The following is a 19,457-nucleotide window of genomic DNA, read 5'->3' as shown; positions in this document are numbered from 1 at the left end:
CTGCCGCCATTTTCTTTGTATTCTTTAGCTCTTAGAAATTCAACTTAAAATTCGTAATCCGGAGCGTTCCAGCCGATACGGTTTCACCTGAACCGGCATATACCTTGAATTGAACTCCCCTTACGTCAATTGCATTTTCCAATCCGGCATTATTGCTCCAATTTGTTTTTGCCGATTTCCAAATCGGGGAATGAAATGCATAGACGACATCGACAGATTCACCCGGAGCAATAATTCTTTCAACTGTAGGATCGGCTGCTGTTTGGCCTCCTGTCTCCTGCCATACCCAGCCCCCTCCGGTCCTGACTACCAAAGAAACATGAATTGCACTCGTGCCGGTATTAGTCAGAGTGCTGGAAACGCTTGCATACTTTGACCAGTCATCTCCGATCCCCAGACCAGGCTTAGTTTCTGTAGCTACACCTGCTGCAATCGTATCGCTTATCGTAGATTTATATTTTACAAAGAGGGTTTCTCCATCCAATCCGCTGGATTCATTCCCAGTGTATGAGGATTCAACAAGATCCCATGGATAGAAGCTGGCTGTTTTGGGACGGTTCATCTCTGCGATCGTCGAAGCATACGCTGCCGGCTCCAGATCAAAACTGATGGTATGCAATTGAAGGCTGCCCGCTAACCCTCCGCTTCCACCTTGTACACGTAAAATAATACGGTTTACATCTTTGTTCGTGAGACCCGTCAAAGGTACAGTAGCGATCATTGTAGTTTTTGCAGGGACTTTAATGTACTGTCCCAATTCAACCCATTTCCAGTCACCATCTTTGACAATCGGTTGGATCTGTATCTCAGCTGCATTAGGATTGGAAATGATGAGATTCATATTACTGTAACTGCTCCAATCCGCAACAGGGGCCGGATCTACCTGGAAACTTGGATAGTTCTCCGTTTGCAGGTTAAAGCTCATATTCAATCCGCCATTATCCAGGTAAGTCAGTTGAGCAACTGTAGGCACAGCCGGTTTGTCGGTACCATTAATTCCAACATACCAAGTGCTGTAATTGCCGATAATCCCCGGATCAATGACTTGAACATTGCCGGGATCGCCCGTAGTTATTTCAACAGCATTGCTTGCGGCCGATTCATTGCCTGCATCATCAAAAGCCTTAACGGTAAAGGTATACGCTGTTGTACCTTTCAAACCGGATGCTCTATAGCTTGTCGTTGCACTGGTGCCTTGCAGTACTCCATCCACATAAATGTTGTAGCCAGCAACGCCAATGTTGTCAGTTGACGCGGTCCAGGTCAGATTGGCTGTTGTAATTGCAGGCACCACAACAAGTCCTGCCGGCGCTGTAGGCGCTGTTTTATCACTGCTGTCAGAGGTTTTTATACTCACGGCATTGCTTGCGGCAGACAGGTTGCCGGCTGCATCAACCGCTTTTACAGTAAATGCATAAGTTGTACTTGCTTTGAGGCCTGTCACAGTGTAGTTAGTAGTCGGGCTGATATGAACCAAGGTTCCGTTCTGATAAATATTGTACCCCGCCACACCTACATTGTCTGTTGAACCCGTCCAAGTCAGCGCAACTGTAGAATATGTTGGCGAGGTGGCGGACAAATTCGAAGGTGTGGTCGGCGGCTGATTGTCGGATGTGTCTTCAAATACCGTGCTCCGCTTCGAGGTTGCTTTAATTCCGTTCGGCCCGTTGATGATGGTATTCCCTTGTTCAGTATAGCTGGTTCCTGCCCAATCGTTTGACATATCCAGATACTCCAGCCCGGTGCCGTTTCCTTTCCACGACCATCCTCAGATACCCGACGCCTTTTTGCTGGGAATAACTCATAATTGTCGCTTCATCGACATCACCGTTGGTATGCTTTATTCCGAATTCACCGATAACCAGCGCCAGATTCTTATTTAATACATTGTCAATGTTACTCTTAACTGTTGCCGCGTTTCCTCCTGCGTATTCGTACATATGAATCGAGAACATCGTATTTTTCAGAGGGTCCGCATTAAAAACCTGTGTTCCATAATCAATGATGGATTGCGGATATTGCCCCCATCCTGCTCCGTCAACCATAATGGTATTCTTAATCCCGGCATTTCTAAGCTTCGGTATAACAGAAGTATATCCTTTGGCCCAGTTTGCCCCATCCCATGTGCCGTACCACTCATTAGCGATGTTGAGAATGACGGTTTTTTCTTTACCGATGAGCGCACTTTTCATTTCAATCCAGTAATTTGCAATATTATTAAGCACAGCTTCACTATCAGAGCCGGTCCCGTCATGGACTTCGACAACTGCCACCATTTTGTTCTGTTCGCACAGGGTGATCAGATTTTGTATGGCTGCCAAACTGTCTTTTGACCATTGCTGGCCGTCTGATAGTACAATTCTTACGGTGTTAGCACCCGTTTTGGCTATTGCCGGAATGGCAACAGACTCCTGGCCCTTGTACCAGTTGTAAGCGTGGTTAATTCCTCTCATCACAAAGGGTTTTCCGTTGGCATCATATAATGTATTTCCGTTAATATAAAATCCCGAATGTGTGGAAATTGCACTGGTGGTTACACTCAGAGCCGTACTTGCCGCTGATATGTTCATTGCTGCATCTTTCGCCTTTACGGTGAAACTGTATGCTGTATTGGCCGTCAAGCCGGTTACAGTATAGCTTGTTGTTGTGCTGGACCCGGCCAGCGCTGTTCCGTTATAAATGTCGTACCCTGTTACTCCCACGTTGTCCGTGGATGCTGTCCAAGTAAGGCTTATGCTTGTTGCTGTTTTTGAGGGGCTTTTAAGGTCTGTTGGCGGGGTTGGGGGTATGGTGTCTGCGGTAGTTGTAATCTGCGTAAATTTCCATCTCTGTTGAGCATTTCCGTTGTCCGTCCACTGCTGGACATTGGCTCCGTCTGCGGTTGAGCCTCCTGCCACATCCAATGCTTTGCCGCTGCTTTTGGAGATTAACTTGTAATATCCCCCGCCTGCACCGGTTATTTTCCACTGCTGTGTGACCGCACCGTTATCCGTCCACTGCTGCACATTGGCTCCATCTGCAGTTGAGGGGCCAGCGGCATCCAATGCCTTGCCGCTGGATTGAGCGATCAATGTATAGAATCCATTGCCAACGTCAATGACCTTCCACTTCTGCTGGGCGTTCCCATTGTCCGTCCACTGCTGCACGTTAGCTCCGTCTGAAGCAGAACCTCCTGCCACATCCAGGCTTTTGCCGCTATGCAGTGCTGTAAGCTTATAAACTGCACCGGAAATAATTCCATGATCCACCGGTCCGCTGTCCGAATACACTTCAAAATCCCAGAGAGAATACCCGTATTCCGTTGCCCTGTGTGTTCCATACATCCTTACATATCTTGCACTTGTTGCTGCAAATGAAATATTATCAATCCCGCCGTCTCCTGTTGTAGTGGAGTAAACCGTAGTCCATTTGCTGTTATCCGTGGATACCTGAATCTGGTACGCTTTACCGAAGGCAACCTCCCAGTTCAGCATCACGCCATTCACATTGTTTACGCTCCCAAGATCAATGCTGATCCACTGGGGATCGGAATAATTGGAGGACCACCTTGTTGAAGCGTTTCCATCAATAGCCTTATCCGGTGTTTTAGTTGAATCCTCACTTGAGCTTGCTGTTGCAGTTTTGTTAGCTGCGATGTTGGCTGCTGCACTTGCCTCCATTGGCGGTACCATCCCGATAAGCAAACCAAACATCATAATAAAAGCTAAAATTTTCTTCAAACAACATCCCTCCCGTTAATGAATAGGCCATGCTTTGGATAATAAAAATGTCTTCCTCCTTCCTCATTATTCGCAAATGAAAGCGCTCTCTTTTTTATGTGGATCAGAAGAGCGCTCAAGGGGGAATGATCTAGCGGTTCCCGCAATAACCGGTTAGGCCACTACATCATTTGTTAGGAGGTTATCTATCCAATAACCTTCTAACGATTACAGAATATTACTTTGTTATCATAACTGTCAATGGTTTCAATAACACAAAAATAATTTTTTTATCAGTGATTGACCCAATACATCTAGGTAATGGACACGGCATTTTCTCAAAACAAGTTGAGGTAGCTGTTACCCGTAAAGTATATATTCAAATGATGGGTGAATAATTGAAAACGAACTTACACGGCACGAAATGTATCAACCCAGGAAATGAATGCTAAGTCAAAAGGCACCCGGATGGGTGCCCTTTGTTTACAACATAAGCAGGCTCTGCTAGCGGCCTCGATGTTTTTCTTTGGCCTTTAGCACCTTTAATTCCCGTTTACGTGCCAATGCTGCTTCCAATTGCTGTTTCGAACCGGTGCGTCTCTCCTGCTTTCTTTTCTCATACTCCAGCTTAAGAGCCTCTTGAGCATAGGAAGAAACGCCTTTTCTCCGTACTTCATTAGTTGCCTGCCTTGCAAGCCGCTTGGGGCTGACCTTTTTCACTTCAGACGGCTTTATGGCCACTTCCTCCGAGAGTCTGCTGATAAGCTCCGGCACCTTGTTACGAATGAACTGTAGAATCTCCTCGTCCTTAGGCTCTGCACCAAAAATGTACCTGACTGCTTTCAACTTCCCTTGGTCCTGATCCTCCAGGACTCCGACCCAATACTGACCATCATGATAAACTGTAAGCTTCATATTCACCCCCCTCAATTGAATCGAAACGACGGACATCCCGAGGGGGGAAGGTTACTGACATGCCGTTCTGGGGATACAGAGCCATGCATGCGCCTGGACTACCAACCAGGCTGTGTTTTCTCGTTTCAGAGAAAATTATAGACGCCTAGGGGACGGATGTAAATCTAAACCATATAGAGTTGACCGGCACGTTATATTATTCCCCAAATCTCATCTTGTCAAGAGATAATGTGTGAATGAACGACAAAGCGGGAGTTCCCCCATAGGCTTTCGAAATATAAATGAATTTCCGGGAATGAAGAGCAGTATCGCTTTTTCCAATTCATCCGGTTTCACGTAATATTTTCTTAGGCTGCAAAAGACAGAAAAGGAGGTGCAGCATGAACAGCATCGACAAAATAAGATTTATTCTCCTCTATGGTAATGAACCTGAAATAAAATGTTACGGGTACATGGAGTTGAATCAGGAGGGCAACATGATCGCGCTCTACAATAGGTATGGCGAGGAAATAGACATGTATGGCGGACATGAATTTGTCAGGGTACGGACACTTGGCAAATTCGATGACGAAGACCGCGATAATTTTTATTCCTTGTTAGAAAGTGATGGTGTAGGATAATTTGTCAGGTCGATCAGAGGGATGTTGGTTATACAAACAACGAACGGAACGCTATAAATATTCGGGAGGCAGAAGATGAACAAACAGATTCAAGAGGCGGGCGGAATAAAGAGAGGGCAGATGCTAACTGCGCTGCTCATCGGTGCGTTTGTTGCGTTTCTGAACGAAAATTTGCTTGCCAATGCACTTCCTGGATTGATGCGGGAATTCGGGCGTACCGCCGCGACTATACAGTGGTTATCGACGGGTTATATGCTCGTTATCGGCGTGCTGGTGCCTGTGACCGCCTTACTGCAGCAATGGTTCACGACCCGCCAGATGTTCATGTCTGCGATGGCGTTGTTCGTGGCCGGCACCTGTTTGTGTGCAGCAGCGCCGGGGTTCGGAATCTTGCTGACAGGCCGGGTTATTCAGGCTTGCGGGACAGGATTATTGGTCCCGCTCATGATGAATACGATTCTCGCCCTCTATCCTCCAGAACGCCGGGGTGCCGCCATGGGGCTTATGGGGCTGGTCGTCATGGTCGCGCCTGTCATCGGACCGGCTTTGTCCGGTTTGATTATCGATACCTTTAACTGGCGGTGGCTGTTCTACATGGTGATTCCGTTCGCCCTGTTTGCGATTATTTATGCATTCATGTACTTGAAGAATGTGACAGAAGTGACCAAACCAAAGGTCGATCTTGTATCCATTGTGATGTCAACTGCCGGTTTCGGCTGCGTCACCTACGGCTTCAGCCACACAAGTGTCTCGTTTGGGCCTGAAGGTTACGGGGCGATTGCAATAGGCAGCCTTTTCCTGCTCCTGCTTGTATGGCGCCAGCTTAAGATTAAAGAGCCGTTGCTTGATCTGTCCGTATTCCGTCAACCCACTTTTTCTCTGGTTGCGGTATTGATTGTATTTCTGATGATGGTCCTATTCGCCACAACAACATTGCTGCCGCTCTATATGCAGGATGTCCTGAAGCTGACAGCATTCGCAACAGGCTTACTTCTAATGCCGGGCAGCCTCTTGAACGGGATGCTGATGCCGGTGTCGGGCAAATTATTCGATAAATTCGGGCCGAGACTCGTCATTGTGCCCGGACTGTTCCTGATTGCTATATCGTTGAGGCTGTTTGCCGGAATCGACAGTGATACAACACAAGGCTCTGTTCTGTTCAATCATGTCCTCTTATTCTTAGGCATGTCGTTCGTCGTCATGCCGGCTCAGACGGCAGGATTGAATCAGCTTCCACGTCACCTGGTCCCACATGGCACAGCCATATATAATACCCTTCAACAGGTTGCAGGTGGAATTGGCATCGCTTTGTTCGTCGGCATCATGTCGTCCGGAGCCAATCGTTATCTTCACCATTCGCTCAATCCTACTGCGGTGCATGAGAAGACACAAAGCATGATTTCCGGTCTGCAAACGGTTTTTTGGATTGAATTTATTCTTGCAGTACTTATTTTGGTGCTGGGCTGGTTTATAAAAAAGCCACCTGAACATAGTTGATTCATTCCTATAGAAGTTGAACTGGAGAACTTGAAAGCTTGGGAACGTAATGAGACTCATAAGGAACTATGCTAAGTGGAAAAAGGAAAACTAATTCGCTGAAATCCGGGCTACAGAAGGTTTTAGTGGGATTTTGTACACCTAATTCATGCCTTTTCCCCTATACGACCGCTTTCAGGCGAATTAGTGGTACTTTTTCCCACATAAGCTACTTCATGAGCCGAATCAGATCGATTAGTGGTACTTTTTCCAACTAAGGATGACTAGCTCTTTCATAAGATTTTTTAGTTCAATCTATATAAGTTGAACTTTAGTTTTACATTGTGGGGCATGGTCGTCACTGCGGGGAATGTTTGGACTTCCAGCCGCTGTTGTCCCCAGATTTCTTGATATGAACCGCTTTTAGCGGTTGAAATCCGGTGACAAAGGCGGACGCATTCGCTCTTCCAATTCCAAACTTCCCCTCCGCACTTCTTCCCTTTTATGAATTTTTTAAGTTCATCTTATATATAGCACAGATTGAAGCATAAATGTCTAAGAGGACGCCTTCCCGGTTTGCAGTTCATCACGGAAATGCCGGATGTCTTTCAGTCGCGTATCAACAGCTCGAGGTGACGGAGCTTGATCAGCGGCACCGGGTGAAAGGTGCCGCCGTTAGCTCTGCCCCGTTTACGGCTGGCCGTCCCGCCGCTCTACCAAATAGAACATATAATCGGTCGGGACCCCAGTATGCCCTTGCTGCCTCAGCATCGCGGTCACATTGCCCCGGTGATAGGTCCCGTGGTTGACCACATGCCGCAGAATTTCGGAGAAATGCGTATCGAGACTACCATACCTCGGATGCTCAATCGTCATCGCCTTGTCCAAGTCGGGCGTACGCCGCAGCAAATCGCGGAACTGTTCGGCGACGCTGGCGAACAGCCGCCGCATCTCGTCCACTGTTTTGCCCTGCGCTTCCTCTGTCCAGTCCGGGATTCTCGGAAAAATATTCTCGTTCGGAACTTCCGCGAGCACAGACATATAGAGCTGTTCGTACATGTACATGTGCCCAAACGTTTGCGACACGGACGGGAACACGCTCGTTACATTTGCATGGAACACTTCCTCCGGAAGCTGCTCCAGGTGAGTGAATAACCGGTCATTCGCCCAAACATGATATTCGTACAATTGATGCGGGTGTTGAAGCATTTAGGAATCCACCTTTCCTGTATTCATCGTTGTTTGGCTGCGGCTGCCGCAGCCTTGTCTCTATCGTATACCGGGTTCACTGACAACCGTTGTCAGCAAAAAGTTCAACCGGAATCGTCTTCGTAATGTTGTGCGATTGTGTATGCCATTTCCCGGATCTTGCGCTTCAGTTCAAGCGGCTCGCGTATGTGGATGGCCGTGCCGAACGTCATCAGATACTGCGGAAGGTACTTGTTCATCGTCGGGACGTCGAGCAGGAACCGCGCCTCCCGATCGGTCCGTTCCGTCAAATAGTGGCGCAGGTGCCAATGGCCGCACACCGCATTCAACGTATCTGGCTCTCCCTCAACGCGGATGACTATCAGCGGTCCGTCCGCCTCCCGTTCCTGCTCGGACTGGTTGCGAAAATAGGCCGACGCGGAGAAACGCTCCGGCTTTTCGAACCGCTCCTCGGTCGGCTCCAGCCGCACGATGCGGTCGACGCGGAACGTCCGCACCGCCTGCGACCGGTGGCAGAACGTGACAGCGTACCAGTCGTTTCGGTCGTAAGCCAATCCGTACGGATCAACTTCACGTTCATCGGCCTGCTTCGCATTTGCTTTGCGATAGACGATGCGGACCGTTCGCCCGTCCCTCGCCGCCTGCTCCAGGTCCCGTAACAACAGAACGATGGAAGGCGGGCGCGCCGGAGAAATCACATCCAGGCCGCTTGTCTGACTCGACAGATCGCAGCGCTGCTCTTCGTGCAGCCCGTTCTCCACCTTTTTCAATGCGCCTTCCAGTTCCTCCGTATACGGATAGCCAGCACCTTGCGCAAATTTAAATGCGTCCACAAGCGCTTTCAACTCTACGGAGTTGAAGAACAAGGGCGCCTCCTTAAAGCTGTCCAGAATGCGGATGCCGCCGTCGTGGCCTGATTCCGCGACGACCGGCACGCCGCTGGCGCATAATGCGTCGATATACCGGTACACGGTGCGGACGCTGATCTCCAGACTGTCCGCGATCTGCGCGGCGGTGAGCTTCCTCCCGGATCGCAGCATCCAAAGCATGGACAGCATGTTATCCCATTTTGCCATCAGGAGCCCCCCTCTTCCTCACGAAAATAAAACTGATTTAGATATTGCATAATCATGTTAACACATAAACCTTCACCTGCCTCCCTTGACTTAAGTCAATGCCCCTCCCGCACCTCCTTAGTACAATGAAACCACAATCCACAAGGGGGTAATGTTAATGTCTGCTGCAGTGGCACGAACTGGGGGAGTTTCAATTGTTCTGATGGCGGTGGCCGCCGCGTTTTCGTATGGATATGCTCATGGAAGTCTTGTGGTGAGGGGAGACCCAGCCGCTACCTTCGGCAACCTGCAGTCTTCTCCCCTGCTGTTCAGGGGTGAAATCCTGGGATGGCTTCTGATCTTGGCCTGTGACACCGTTGCAGCATGGGCATTATATACGGTTCTGAAGCCTGTGCAGCCGGACCTGTCCCTGCTGGGCGCATGGCTGCGTCTATCGTATACGGCGGTATTGGGTGTTGCCGTCTCCAGTCTGGCTGCTGTCTCGCTCCTTACAGACAGCAGAGGCCAGGTGCTTGCCGGCTTCACCTCCGGGGAGCTGCAGGCGGAGATGATGCTTTTTCTCCGGGCTTTTGAAGCGGTGTGGTCGATCGGGTTGATTCTGTTTGGGGGGCATCTGCTGATTGTGGGCGTGCTGGCCTTCCAATCGGGAAATATCCCGAAAACCATTAGTGTTCTATTGCTGCTGGCTGCAGCCGGTTATATGGTGATCCATCTGTGCCGCACCCTTGTTCCGGAGTATGAGGGATTCATAGAAGTCATTGAACGGGTCTTTATGCTGCCGATGACCGCAGGGGAGCTGGGCTTTGGCCTATGGCTGTTGTTCAAAGTCCCGGCTCCGCGCGCTCGCGGTGAATCCGCTTCTTAATCCGGCTCAGCGACTCCGGCGTCATGCCAAGGTAGCTTGCCAACTGATGCTGAGGGACTCGGCTGATCAGTCCGGGTCTTTTGTGAAGCAGCGTTTTCAGGCGGTCTTCGGGAGAAGAGGCAATAAAAGCAGCGAACTCTTCCTGCACCTGACCGAAGCTTTCCTCAATCATCCGGCGCGTCATGGTTTCAAGCTGCGTGTATTTGGCGTACATCTCCTTTTCGGTATCCAGCGGCCCGACGACCAATACGCAATCCTCCAGACAGGTCAGGGTGTAATCCGACGATTTATCCGGCTTATGCGCATTGAAGATAGAGATCGCCTGCTCTTCGGTATAGAAGTTGGAGGTGATGTCCCGGCCCATAACGTCAACTGCATGCTGCCGCACACATCCCTTCAGGACAAAATAGCATTTACCAGGAACCTCGCCCTGCTTAAGCAGAGTGGTTCCTTTGCTGTATTCTTCGACAAGAATTTCATCCAGAATCGCTTGCTGCTCTGCTTCGCTCAAGGAGGTCAGCCGGGTCATATATTGGAGTAAAAGCTGCTTCATGTTCAGTTACCTTCCACCACTTTCTCCACATACCGCCCCAGCCCGTTCGCCTCCAGTTCCTCCTTCGGGATGAACCGCAGCGCGGCGGAATTGACCCGGTAGTGCTGCTTCGCCGGCTCCGGCCCATCGAAGAACAAATGACCGAGATAGGCTCCGCTCAGTCTGCTGCGCAGCGCAGTCCGCACCTCTCCGCCGCTGTAGTCGGCTTCCCGCCGGATCAGTCCCTCGGCTATCGGCCCGGTGAAGCTGGGCCACCCGGTAGCGGAGTCGAACTTGTCCGCTGAGCTGAACAGCGGGTCGCCGCTGATTACATCGACATAAATGCCGGCATGGAATTCATTCCAATACGCATTCTCATATGGCGGCTCCGATGCCTTATGCTGCGTGACCTCATACTGCAGCCGGGTCAGCTGGTTCCGCAGGCGTTTTTGATCCTCAGGGCTGTTCCAGTGCTGCTCCAGAAATTCGTCCCGGCCCGAGCCTTTCAGATAGAGCTTATAATCCAAAGGATGGGTTTTATAATAATCCTGATGCAGCGCTTCAGCAGAGTAGAATGGGGCGGCAGGAAGAATCTCCGTCACAATCGGGGCCTTAAATCTTCGGCTGGCCTGTAGAGCTGCCTTAGACGCCTCCGCCTTCGCACGCTGTTCTTCATTATGCACAAAAATTGCCGTCCGGTAGGAATACCCCCGGTCCAGAAATTGTCCGCCTTTGTCGGTCGGATCAATCAACTGCCAATAAATGTCCAGCAGCCGCTCATACGGGAACAGCTCAGGCTCATACGTAATCTGCACAGCCTCCACATGCCCCGTCGTTTCCATCCCCACTTCCTCGTAGGTCGGATTCTCCGTATGGCCGCCCGTATACCCGGACACCACAGAGACAATTCCCGGCAGCTCGTCAAAAGGCTTGACCATACACCAAAAGCAGCCGCCCGCAAAGGTGGCAAGCTCCGTTCTGTTCTTTTCGTTCAACCGGAACACCTCCTCTGTGAATTGTCCCTATTATATATGAATATCTCTTTTTTCCAAAGAAAGCAGGGCAGCTGTCAGACAAACTATGATTATAATAGCCGGAATAAGCACCGCCCGGACGTAGTCACTTGTACCTGACAGCAGAATAACCTTCGAGTGCTCTACATATATCCCGTATCCCGGAAAATTTTCCGGTCGACGAAGTCCAATCACAAGGCGCATGGCATCGGACTCAAAAACATTAAAAAAACCATAGCAGAGTTGAATGGCCTGTTGGATATTTCATACGACCATCATTTCTTCAGGGCAAGAAAAACCTTCTACAAGTTGAAACGAACTTGTAGAAGGTTTTTAATTGGGACAAGTTAAAACGACTTCGCCATTCTGGCTCCTTTATAATTAATTCCAAAAAGTACAAGAATAAGAGCCTATCGTATATGGGCAGTCAACAATATTATGTGTAAATACTCCGTATATTCCCCACTTTGATTTGACTTTCACATTCGGGCCCGATCCTCCTCCAACATAAGTTACAATGCCCGAGTGGTCTCCTGCCCCATAATCTACTTTACTTCCGACTGCACCCGTTCCACTGGTATAACTACCATCTGTCCTATACGCACTTGCACTATTCATCCAATGAGTATTAGTGGAACTTGTTGAATACCATGCATATGAATGACAATTATAACTAGGATTCTGAGAACTCACAACTGTTGCATTAGGATACGCCTTTACCATTTGAGCTTGTAATGCCGATGCCTCTGTCGCCGTAAGTCCATGATCAGCCCAAGTCAGCCCTTTATATGTGGACACACTAGTACCATTAGGTGTTGTTACAGAACTGTTAGTATAGTATGGAGTAATATCACTATTTGATCCAATAAGGCTATTAGAACCAAGAGCTTCAAGTAAAGCTTTAACGTAAAGTCCTTGAGCGATTATTGTATTATCTGTTGTTTCTAAGTAACCTATCTTATCCTGGTATTGCTCTAGTTCGGATATGGCATCTGTTCTCTTTGTTAATTCTTGTAAACCGTTGAAATTACTATAAATTGCATTGAAACCTTCTTGCTTAGTATTAAAAGCAAACATATTTGCTAGTAATGGATATTTCAATACTGTTTCCACTAATGCTTTTGTGGTCATCTTATTTAAAATAGTTTGTGGAATTTGAGAGGCGTTAACTTTCTCCTCAGTAGACGTAAACTTCTTCCATTCATCAGTATTGGGTTTTACAACGTATTCATATGAATTAGTTATTGAATATTGAACATTTGTGGTTTCATCTACAGCACTTGTTGAATCAGCAAAAGCTGCCGGTAACGCTAAACAGAAGATCAAAGAAAAACACAATGATATCGAAGTTAGTAAATTCTTTTTCATTATCCTCATCCCTTCATTTTATAGTTTACATTAACATCCTTAAATAACTACTCCTAATTAAGAGTTCTTGCACCACCATGTTGAACTTGCAACGTTAACACTTTTCTGAGGTTCAGCAAGGAATTTAATCCTTCACATTAACCACCCCCCAACATGATTTGAGCATATATTATTTTCCGTCTATACCTGTTTGTAATCGTTTACACACACTTCTATTCAATCAATACGCATCAGCTTTTATTACAAAAGCATATCTCTCTTCGTTTTGTCCCCAAGTCGCCGTAATTTCAAATCCTCTAATATCCACCTTTTTGTTATCGAATTTCGAACTCAATAGAGATGCAGGATTCTTTTTTAATAAAAAGAAAAATTTATGACCTTCGTTTGTTAACGAAATATCGGAAGACAATTTATCAGAGTATAAAAAATGCCCGTTTGAATCCAACAATATGTCTTTGATAGCAACATTGTCGGGTGGGTTATTCCCAAAGTCTAAAGTTATTTTAGTATTAAGTTTTATATATTTTATGTCTGTTAAATTATCTTGTTTTAAGGCAAATTCGAAAATCGTCTTATCATTTTCTGAATTATTGTCCTTGGTATAGTCTGAGGAAACGAAATCAATGCTCTCATCTCCAATAGTTATTGTTAAATCATGACTTTCATTAGTACTCGTACATCCACTACACCCTATTGATATTATTAGTAATAAAATTATTAATCCATGGTTCACAGAACCATCCCCTTTGTTAGATAGAATAAGAATTCCTTCGTATGTACGGAATTATCATTGTGAAATATTTCACGATTATATTCAATCCCATTCTTAAAGTCCACATTAATACTATATAATTGTTTTTTTGGTATATCAAGTATTTATTTAGAAATTTTTGTATTTCTCCAAGAACAGATTCATCAGGAAATTTGATGTGATCGTCGTTTATAACCGCCATCTTATCAGCACGCCGATCATGCCTTTAGCCCTGCGCAGATTATGGGGTCACCGCCCAAACCGTAGTTGGATGATAAATCGCCACATAAAAACCTATTGACTTGTATTTACATTGTCCATATAATCAGTCTATGACTTTTCATGTAAGGAGATCTGACATGATTATTGTGGATGAAGTTTACCATAATGTTGTTTATCGTCTGTCTACAGAGGAGATAAGACACCTCATTGAGCGCCTCAAGGCCAGAAAAGAGGAAGAAATTGAGGGGATTAAGGATAAAATCAACAAATATGAACAAAAAAGGCGGGCAGAAGAGGCCATGTACCAATCCCTCTCCCCTATCCGCAAATGGTTTGCAGGGCATCCGGCGAGCCATCACACAGCCGTAGAATATATAGTCCATGTAAAAGACCGGTTCAAACAAATAGACAGCATTAAAAGAAACATACAGGAATTGGATCAGGTCCTGCTGCTGCTCGGCACTCATCCCGTAACGGAAGAGATCCCGCTGTCACCTGAAATCATAAGAGAGATTAAATTCATTAAGGGCATGGAGGCATTATAGAAATGAATGTGACGCTGGAGTCTCTTGGCGGTGGAGTAGATACGATTTGGGTCGTATTGAGCGCCGCTATGATTTTGCTGATGGAGGGCGGTTTCGCTCTGCTGGAGGCCGGTTTTGTAAGATATAAAAACAGTGTGAACATTATCATGAAAGTATTCGCCGATATCACTATAGGAACGCTGATTTTTTATATTTTCGGATTTGGGCTGATGTACGGAAAAGATGCCGGCGGGTTGGTAGGCACCAGCGGATTTATGCTTGGCGGTGATCTCTCCAATCTTCATTTCACCATCTCGGTTGATACCTTCTGGCTGTTCCAGGCGGCTTTCACCATTGCCGTTATCTCCATCGTATCGGGAGCGGTTGCTGAACGGATCAACTTCCGCGCTTATCTGCTGTACGTCATATTCATGACCGGCCTGATCTATCCCCTGGGTGGCCACTGGGCATGGGGCGGCGGCTGGCTTAGCCAATTGGGTCTGCAGGACTTCGCAGGTTCAGCCGTTATTCATGCCCTTGGAGGATTCTCGGCACTGGCAGCGGCTATTGTCATCGGCCCCAGAAAGGGAAAGTTCAATCAGGCCGGGAACAGCACCGTCGCCCTCCCGAGCAACCTGCCGCTGGCTTCGGTTGGCGCCTTCCTGCTCTGGTTCGGCTGGTTCGGCTTCAATGCAGGCAGCACCTTAAGTGCTGCCGATGCCCGGATCGGACACATCGCGATTACGACCATGCTGTCAGCGGCAGCAGGCGGCGGAATCACCCTGATCTACACCTTATTCCGTTACCAGCGTTCAGATGCCCCATCCGTAATTAACGGTTCTCTCGCCGGTCTGGTTGGTATTACGGCCGGCTGTGCGTTTGTCAGTGACGGTGCGGCCATCCTGATTGGCGCCGTCTCCGGTCTGCTCATGATGGCGGCTACCAACTGGCTGGAAGCCCGCCGCATCGATGATCCGGTGGGTGCCTTTCCGGTACATGCCGTATCTGGCGCCTGGGGAACCGTAGCCGTAGGCTTGTTCGCTACCGACGGCGGACTGCTCTATGGTGGAGGCTGGCACCAACTCGGGGTGCAAATCCTTGGGCTTGTCACATTGGCGGCCTGGGGTTTTGCAACTACCTGGTGCGGGCTGAAGCTGATTGGGAAGCTGGTTCAGGTACGGTCCAGCGAGGAAGAGGAAGAAATCGGCCTCGATATCAGCTATCACGGCATGATCGCCGCGCACCGGTCAGCCGAATTCATTGAGCTTGAAGATCACTACCTGGCGGAAGACGACATTGGCTCCGGTAATAACTCAAGAAGATAAGGGACACCGTTCATCTGAACCAGGCTCCCTTTGCAAGGAGAACACAAACAACGCCTTTTCGCATCCTAATAGGAATGTGAAAGGGCGTTGTTTGGTTCAAGGCCTATCCCCCATACACCTCTAGGGGAGTTGGCTCTTGCCAGTATTGAACAAGAGGCCTCACACAAGTTCGGAGAACTGATGTGAGACCTCTTGTTAACTTTGGATGTATACGGGCTTAACGCCTTATTACATCATGCCGCCCATGCCACCCATGCCGCCCATATCAGGCATACTTGGTTTTTCAGGCTCAGGCTTGTCAGCGATAACCGCTTCGGTAGTCAGGAACATCGCAGCTACGGAAGCTGCGTTCTGCAGCGCGGAGCGTGTTACCTTGGCAGGGTCAACGATTCCGGCTTCGAACATGTTCACCCATTCACCGGTAGCAGCGTTGTAGCCGATGCCGATGGATTCTTTTTTCAGACGGTCCACGATAACGGAACCTTCTTGTCCTGCATTAGCTGCGATCGTGCGGATTGGCTCTTCCAGAGCGCGCAGCACGATGTTCACACCTGTCTTCTCATCGCCAGTTACGTCTACAGCCGCAACAGCGTTGTATACATTCACAAGCGCTGTACCCCCACCGGATACGATACCTTCTTCAACCGCAGCACGGGTTGCGTTCAGGGCGTCTTCGATGCGCAGTTTACGCTCTTTCAGTTCAGTTTCAGTTGCAGCGCCGACTTTGACAACGGCTACGCCGCCAGCAAGCTTAGCCAGGCGTTCCTGCAGTTTTTCTTTGTCGAACTCGGAAGTGGTTTCTTCCAATTGGGCACGGATTTGGCTTACGCGTGCATTGATGTCCGCTTTGTCGCCGCTGCCGTCTACAATGGTTGTGTTTTCTTTGGTTACGCGCACTTGACGGGCGTTACCCAGTTGTTCCACAGAAGTGCTCTTCAGATCAAGACCGAGCTTCTCAGTGATTACTTGGCCTCCGGTCAGAGCAGCGATATCCTGCAGCATAGCTTCACGGCGGTCACCGAAGCCAGGAGCTTTCACCGCTACAGCGTTGAAGGTTCCGCGCAGTTTGTTCACGATCAGCATCGCTTGAGCTTCGCCTTCGATATCTTCAGCGATGATTACGAGCGGACGCGCCTGTTGAACGATCTTCTCCAGCAGTGGCAGGATTTCCTGGGTGCTGCTGATTTTCTTATCGGTAATCAGGATGTACGGGTTCTCCAGAACAGCTTCCATTTTGTCCGTATCCGTGATCATGTACGGGGAAATGTAGCCGCGGTCGAACTGCATGCCTTCTACCACTTCAAGCTCAGTCAGGAAGCCGCGGGATTCTTCAACGGTGATAACGCCGTCTTTGCCCACTTTTTCCATAGCTTCCGCAATCAGCTTGCCCACTTCGTCGTCAGCAGCGGAGATAGCCGCTACCTGAGCGATCGCCTGGGAATCTTCGATTGGCTTAGCGATGTTTTGCAGTTCAGTTACAGCTGCTTTAACCGCTTTGTCGATCCCTTTGCGGATAACCATCGGGTTCGCGCCTGCAGTTACGTTCTTCAGACCTTCGCGGATCATCGCTTGAGCCAGAACAGTTGCAGTTGTAGTTCCGTCGCCGGCTACATCGTTGGTTTTGGTAGCTACTTCTTTCACGAGCTGTGCGCCCATGTTCTCAAAAGCATCTTCCAGTTCGATTTCTTTGGCGATGGTTACACCGTCGTTAGTGATCAGCGGGCTGCCGAATTTCTTCTCCAGCACCACGTTGCGGCCTTTTGGTCCAAGTGTAACTTTTACGGCATTTGCCAAAGCATCAACCCCGCGCAGCATTGCGCGGCGGGCATCTTCACTGAATTTAATTTCTTTTGCCATTGTGTAATTAACCTCCTAAAAGTTTTGTTAGCGTTACTTCCTGAGTGACTTCGTTCAAAACTCACTTCGGAAGCATCAGCCAATTTTGGTGTAAGTATAATTCGGTTATCACTTATGAAAGGCTTACTGATTAGTCGAGAATCGCGTGAATGTCGCTTTCTTTCATAATCAGATATTCTTTGCCTTCGTATTTAATTTCAGTTCCGGCATATTTCGAGAACAGCACACGGTCGCCTTCTTTAACTTCAAGCGGAACACGCACTCCGTCTTTCAGGGCACCGCTGCCTACAGCGATAATTCTGCCTTCCTGCGGCTTCTCTTTGGAAGAGTCCGGCAGCACAATCCCGAAAGAAGTGGTTTGCTCTTGCTCGCTTGGTTCTACCAACACGCGTTCACCTAGTGGTTTGATCATGAAAAAATAGCCTCCTTTGAAATATGTTGTTTAGCTTGAAAACATAGATGGGATACCGGTGAAGACTAAAGCTTCGGCGGCAGCTCTGAAAAACAGGACCTCCGGACCGTCATATACCGGCGGCGGCCTCTTTCTCAGCACTGTTAGCACTCAACACTGTGTAGTGCTAACAACAATTTTTATGATACTCAACTTGAAGGCGGATTTCAAGTCCTTTTACGTAAAATCGTATTTGTTTTTGGGAAAAATATGGTTTATGTGCTTGTCTGCCCCGCACTCTCTTACATTCTATCCACCGAAGGGCAGAATATGCCCTTCCGGTTCACGTTTTCCGGTTCCCTACCGGGACTCCTCTTTCCTGACGTAACGGGCCTCCAGCTCACGGTCCATGGCAAGCTGCTTGCGGTAAACGAAGGACGACAGAAATACACTGAATTCGTAGAGAACCAGCAGTGGAATCGTGACGAGAAAGTCCGAGATGAAATCCGGCGGCGTGATGACCACGGCGATAAAGACAAGCGCGAAATAAGCATACCGGCGCATCTTGCGCAGGCGCAGCGGATTAAGAATTCTCAGCTTGGTCAGAAACATAACGACAAGCGGAAGCTCAAACAGCAGCGCCAGCGGAATGACCAGACTGAACATGAAGCTGAAGTACTGCGCAATGCCATAAGTCTCTTCCAGCCCCATGCTGCGGGTTATTGTAATCGTGAACGACAGCGCCATGGGGAATACAATATAATAGGCAAACGCGATGCCGAGTATAAAAAGGACAAACACATAAGGCACGTAACGCAGAGCGGCGCTCCGCTCCACCGGCCGGAGTCCGGGACTGATGAATGCCCACAGCTGATAGACAATAAACGGGACCGATACGGCCAGCGAAACAGCCATGGCGATCTTCACATACATCCCGATGCCGTCCCAGAAGGAGAAGGCATGCAGCACGAAGCCCTGGGCCATATCTGCGTGAATCAGGTAGAGATAGATTGGTTTGGCGACGAATAAGCCGGCAACGAGGCCGGCAACGAATACAACCAGCACATAGATAATCCGTCTGCGCAGTTCGGTAAGATGATCCACCACTGACATTTCTTCCGCTTCCAGAGACATGACTTACACCACCCGATGACTTATGTATGAAGAGCCGTATTCAAGCAGAAACGGCTTCGCCGTCCAAATAGAAGGATAATTTATTGCGTGAAGCATATTTCTTATATTTTCAAAAAAGGGGCGCCGCCCAGCCTGAAACAGCACTGAGAGAAACGCCCCCGCGTGAAAAGATGATTTTATTCCGGCAGACGTCTGTCCTGCGGAAGATCTGCTGCCATAGTCTGCGGGGCTGCCGCTGCCGGAGCTTCGCTTTTCTTAGCGGGTTCCGGGTCATTGATAATTTCCCGCGCCCCGTCCTTAAATTCACGGAATGTACGCCCGACGGCCCGGCCCAGTTCAGGAAGCTTATTGGGACCAAAGAGCAGCAGCGCCAGGATGACTAACAAAATAATTCCGGGAGCACCAATACCACTTAGCATAGTTTATTCCTCCTTGTCACTCTGTCCGTCCATGATATCGTTAACAATAAATTAATAATACC

The 19,457-nt window shown here is 48.5% G+C and carries 17 protein-coding genes and 2 pseudogenes; 6 read left to right on the top strand and 13 right to left on the bottom strand.

The features are described from left to right. Window positions 1–31 precede the first annotated feature (31 nt). The 3 genes and pseudogenes from JI735_RS37820 to JI735_RS14505 all read right to left on the bottom strand — a co-directional run. Window positions 32–1,270 (bottom strand): annotated as a pseudogene (locus JI735_RS37820) (hypothetical protein); the annotation flags it as partial. A 144-nt stretch (window positions 1,271–1,414) separates the two neighbouring features. After that, window positions 1,415–3,695: pseudogene (locus JI735_RS14510) on the bottom strand (cellulase family glycosylhydrolase); the annotation flags it as partial. Between the two features lie 507 nt (window positions 3,696–4,202). Beyond that, window positions 4,203–4,613: a YjdF family protein gene (locus JI735_RS14505; RefSeq protein ID WP_039835302.1), complete on the bottom strand. Its 411-nt coding sequence runs from the start codon at window positions 4,611–4,613 to the stop codon at window positions 4,203–4,205. A gap of 380 nt (window positions 4,614–4,993) precedes the next feature. On the opposite strand from JI735_RS14505, the gene JI735_RS14500 reads away from it, so the two are divergent. After that, window positions 4,994–5,233 (top strand): hypothetical protein, encoded by a 240-nt coding sequence (locus JI735_RS14500; protein WP_039835301.1) that lies wholly within the window; start codon window positions 4,994–4,996, stop codon window positions 5,231–5,233. 75 nt (window positions 5,234–5,308) lie between these two features. Continuing rightward, complete coding sequence (locus JI735_RS14495; RefSeq protein ID WP_039835300.1) at window positions 5,309–6,730, top strand: MDR family MFS transporter; 1,422 nt, start codon at window positions 5,309–5,311, stop codon at window positions 6,728–6,730. A 669-nt stretch (window positions 6,731–7,399) separates the two neighbouring features. On the opposite strand, the gene JI735_RS14490 is transcribed toward JI735_RS14495, so the two are convergent. Both JI735_RS14490 and JI735_RS14485 read right to left on the bottom strand, forming a co-directional pair. After that, the gene (locus JI735_RS14490; protein WP_202677507.1) at window positions 7,400–7,918 is read right to left on the bottom strand and encodes a DinB family protein; all 519 of its coding nucleotides are present in this window, start codon (window positions 7,916–7,918) and stop codon (window positions 7,400–7,402) included. A 104-nt stretch (window positions 7,919–8,022) separates the two neighbouring features. Continuing rightward, window positions 8,023–8,994: a helix-turn-helix transcriptional regulator gene (locus JI735_RS14485; protein ID WP_039835297.1), complete on the bottom strand. Its 972-nt coding sequence runs from the start codon at window positions 8,992–8,994 to the stop codon at window positions 8,023–8,025. 157 nt (window positions 8,995–9,151) lie between these two features. On the opposite strand from JI735_RS14485, the gene JI735_RS14480 reads away from it, so the two are divergent. Next, window positions 9,152–9,859, top strand: coding sequence for a DUF4386 domain-containing protein (locus JI735_RS14480; RefSeq protein WP_233181852.1), 708 nt, complete (start codon window positions 9,152–9,154; stop codon window positions 9,857–9,859). Here JI735_RS14480 and JI735_RS14475 read toward each other — a convergent pair. Both JI735_RS14475 and msrA read right to left on the bottom strand, forming a co-directional pair. After that, window positions 9,816–10,412 (bottom strand): Crp/Fnr family transcriptional regulator, encoded by a 597-nt coding sequence (locus JI735_RS14475; RefSeq protein ID WP_039835292.1) that lies wholly within the window; start codon window positions 10,410–10,412, stop codon window positions 9,816–9,818. The two genes, JI735_RS14480 and JI735_RS14475, sit on opposite strands and share 44 nt — an antisense overlap. Window positions 10,413–10,414: 2 nt before the next feature. Beyond that, window positions 10,415–11,386: a peptide-methionine (S)-S-oxide reductase MsrA gene (gene msrA / locus JI735_RS14470; RefSeq protein ID WP_039835291.1), complete on the bottom strand. Its 972-nt coding sequence runs from the start codon at window positions 11,384–11,386 to the stop codon at window positions 10,415–10,417. Window positions 11,387–11,542: 156 nt separating this feature from the next. On the opposite strand from msrA, the gene JI735_RS37815 reads away from it, so the two are divergent. Further along, window positions 11,543–11,755: a GHKL domain-containing protein gene (locus tag JI735_RS37815; protein WP_083886651.1), complete on the top strand. Its 213-nt coding sequence runs from the start codon at window positions 11,543–11,545 to the stop codon at window positions 11,753–11,755. 30 nt (window positions 11,756–11,785) lie between these two features. Here JI735_RS37815 and JI735_RS14460 read toward each other — a convergent pair whose 3' ends face one another. Next, complete coding sequence (locus tag JI735_RS14460) at window positions 11,786–12,772, bottom strand: hypothetical protein (protein ID WP_051051746.1); 987 nt, start codon at window positions 12,770–12,772, stop codon at window positions 11,786–11,788. A 220-nt stretch (window positions 12,773–12,992) separates the two neighbouring features. Beyond that, window positions 12,993–13,505, bottom strand: a complete 513-nt coding sequence (locus JI735_RS14455) for a hypothetical protein (protein WP_051051745.1) — start codon at window positions 13,503–13,505, stop codon at window positions 12,993–12,995. A gap of 377 nt (window positions 13,506–13,882) precedes the next feature. Between JI735_RS14455 and JI735_RS14450 the strand changes: the two genes are divergently transcribed. Together JI735_RS14450 and JI735_RS14445 are read left to right on the top strand one after the other, a co-directional pair. Beyond that, window positions 13,883–14,290 carry a hypothetical protein gene (locus JI735_RS14450; RefSeq protein ID WP_039835290.1) on the top strand — a complete coding sequence of 136 codons (408 nt, stop codon included), beginning with the start codon at window positions 13,883–13,885 and terminating at the stop codon, window positions 14,288–14,290. 2 nt (window positions 14,291–14,292) lie between these two features. Beyond that, a complete protein-coding gene (locus tag JI735_RS14445; RefSeq protein ID WP_269847001.1) occupies window positions 14,293–15,594 on the top strand; it encodes an ammonium transporter in 1,302 nt (433 codons plus the stop codon). Between the two features lie 228 nt (window positions 15,595–15,822). Here the strand turns inward: JI735_RS14445 and groL are convergent, their stop codons facing one another. The 4 genes from groL to tatA form a co-directional block, all read right to left on the bottom strand. Continuing rightward, window positions 15,823–17,451, bottom strand: a complete 1,629-nt coding sequence (groL, locus tag JI735_RS14440) for a chaperonin GroEL (RefSeq protein WP_039835288.1) — start codon at window positions 17,449–17,451, stop codon at window positions 15,823–15,825. 130 nt (window positions 17,452–17,581) lie between these two features. Beyond that, window positions 17,582–17,863, bottom strand: a complete 282-nt coding sequence (gene groES / locus JI735_RS14435) for a co-chaperone GroES (protein ID WP_020429415.1) — start codon at window positions 17,861–17,863, stop codon at window positions 17,582–17,584. A gap of 339 nt (window positions 17,864–18,202) precedes the next feature. After that, complete coding sequence (tatC, locus tag JI735_RS14430; protein ID WP_039835287.1) at window positions 18,203–18,976, bottom strand: twin-arginine translocase subunit TatC; 774 nt, start codon at window positions 18,974–18,976, stop codon at window positions 18,203–18,205. Between the two features lie 176 nt (window positions 18,977–19,152). After that, entirely contained in the window at window positions 19,153–19,395 is a 243-nt protein-coding gene (gene tatA / locus JI735_RS14425) for a twin-arginine translocase TatA/TatE family subunit (protein WP_025707280.1), read from the bottom strand. Window positions 19,396–19,457 lie beyond the last annotated feature (62 nt).

This window comes from Paenibacillus sonchi (assembly GCF_016772475.1).
In the GTDB taxonomy this organism is placed as follows: domain Bacteria; phylum Bacillota; class Bacilli; order Paenibacillales; family Paenibacillaceae; genus Paenibacillus_AQ; species Paenibacillus_AQ sonchi.
The sequence above is the reverse complement of the archived record's forward strand: the minus strand, read 5'-3'. Positions and strand labels throughout refer to the sequence as shown.

What these genes read in the sequence shown, in the direction of transcription:
- JI735_RS14505 (WP_039835302.1), bottom strand. Translation starts at nt 4,613, where the DNA reads ATGAAGCTTACAGTTTATCATGATGGTCAGTATTGGGTCGGAGTCCTG.
- JI735_RS14500 (WP_039835301.1), top strand. Translation starts at nt 4,994, where the DNA reads ATGAACAGCATCGACAAAATAAGATTTATTCTCCTCTATGGTAATGAA.
- JI735_RS14495 (WP_039835300.1), top strand. Translation starts at nt 5,309, where the DNA reads ATGAACAAACAGATTCAAGAGGCGGGCGGAATAAAGAGAGGGCAGATG.
- JI735_RS14490 (WP_202677507.1), bottom strand. Translation starts at nt 7,918, where the DNA reads ATGCTTCAACACCCGCATCAATTGTACGAATATCATGTTTGGGCGAAT.
- JI735_RS14485 (WP_039835297.1), bottom strand. Translation starts at nt 8,994, where the DNA reads ATGGCAAAATGGGATAACATGCTGTCCATGCTTTGGATGCTGCGATCC.
- JI735_RS14480 (WP_233181852.1), top strand. Translation starts at nt 9,152, where the DNA reads ATGTCTGCTGCAGTGGCACGAACTGGGGGAGTTTCAATTGTTCTGATG.
- JI735_RS14475 (WP_039835292.1), bottom strand. Translation starts at nt 10,412, where the DNA reads ATGAAGCAGCTTTTACTCCAATATATGACCCGGCTGACCTCCTTGAGC.
- JI735_RS14460 (WP_051051746.1), bottom strand. Translation starts at nt 12,772, where the DNA reads ATGAAAAAGAATTTACTAACTTCGATATCATTGTGTTTTTCTTTGATC.
- JI735_RS14450 (WP_039835290.1), top strand. Translation starts at nt 13,883, where the DNA reads ATGATTATTGTGGATGAAGTTTACCATAATGTTGTTTATCGTCTGTCT.
- JI735_RS14445 (WP_269847001.1), top strand. Translation starts at nt 14,293, where the DNA reads ATGAATGTGACGCTGGAGTCTCTTGGCGGTGGAGTAGATACGATTTGG.
- groL (WP_039835288.1), bottom strand. Translation starts at nt 17,451, where the DNA reads ATGGCAAAAGAAATTAAATTCAGTGAAGATGCCCGCCGCGCAATGCTG.
- groES (WP_020429415.1), bottom strand. Translation starts at nt 17,863, where the DNA reads ATGATCAAACCACTAGGTGAACGCGTGTTGGTAGAACCAAGCGAGCAA.
- tatC (WP_039835287.1), bottom strand. Translation starts at nt 18,976, where the DNA reads ATGTCTCTGGAAGCGGAAGAAATGTCAGTGGTGGATCATCTTACCGAA.
- tatA (WP_025707280.1), bottom strand. Translation starts at nt 19,395, where the DNA reads ATGCTAAGTGGTATTGGTGCTCCCGGAATTATTTTGTTAGTCATCCTG.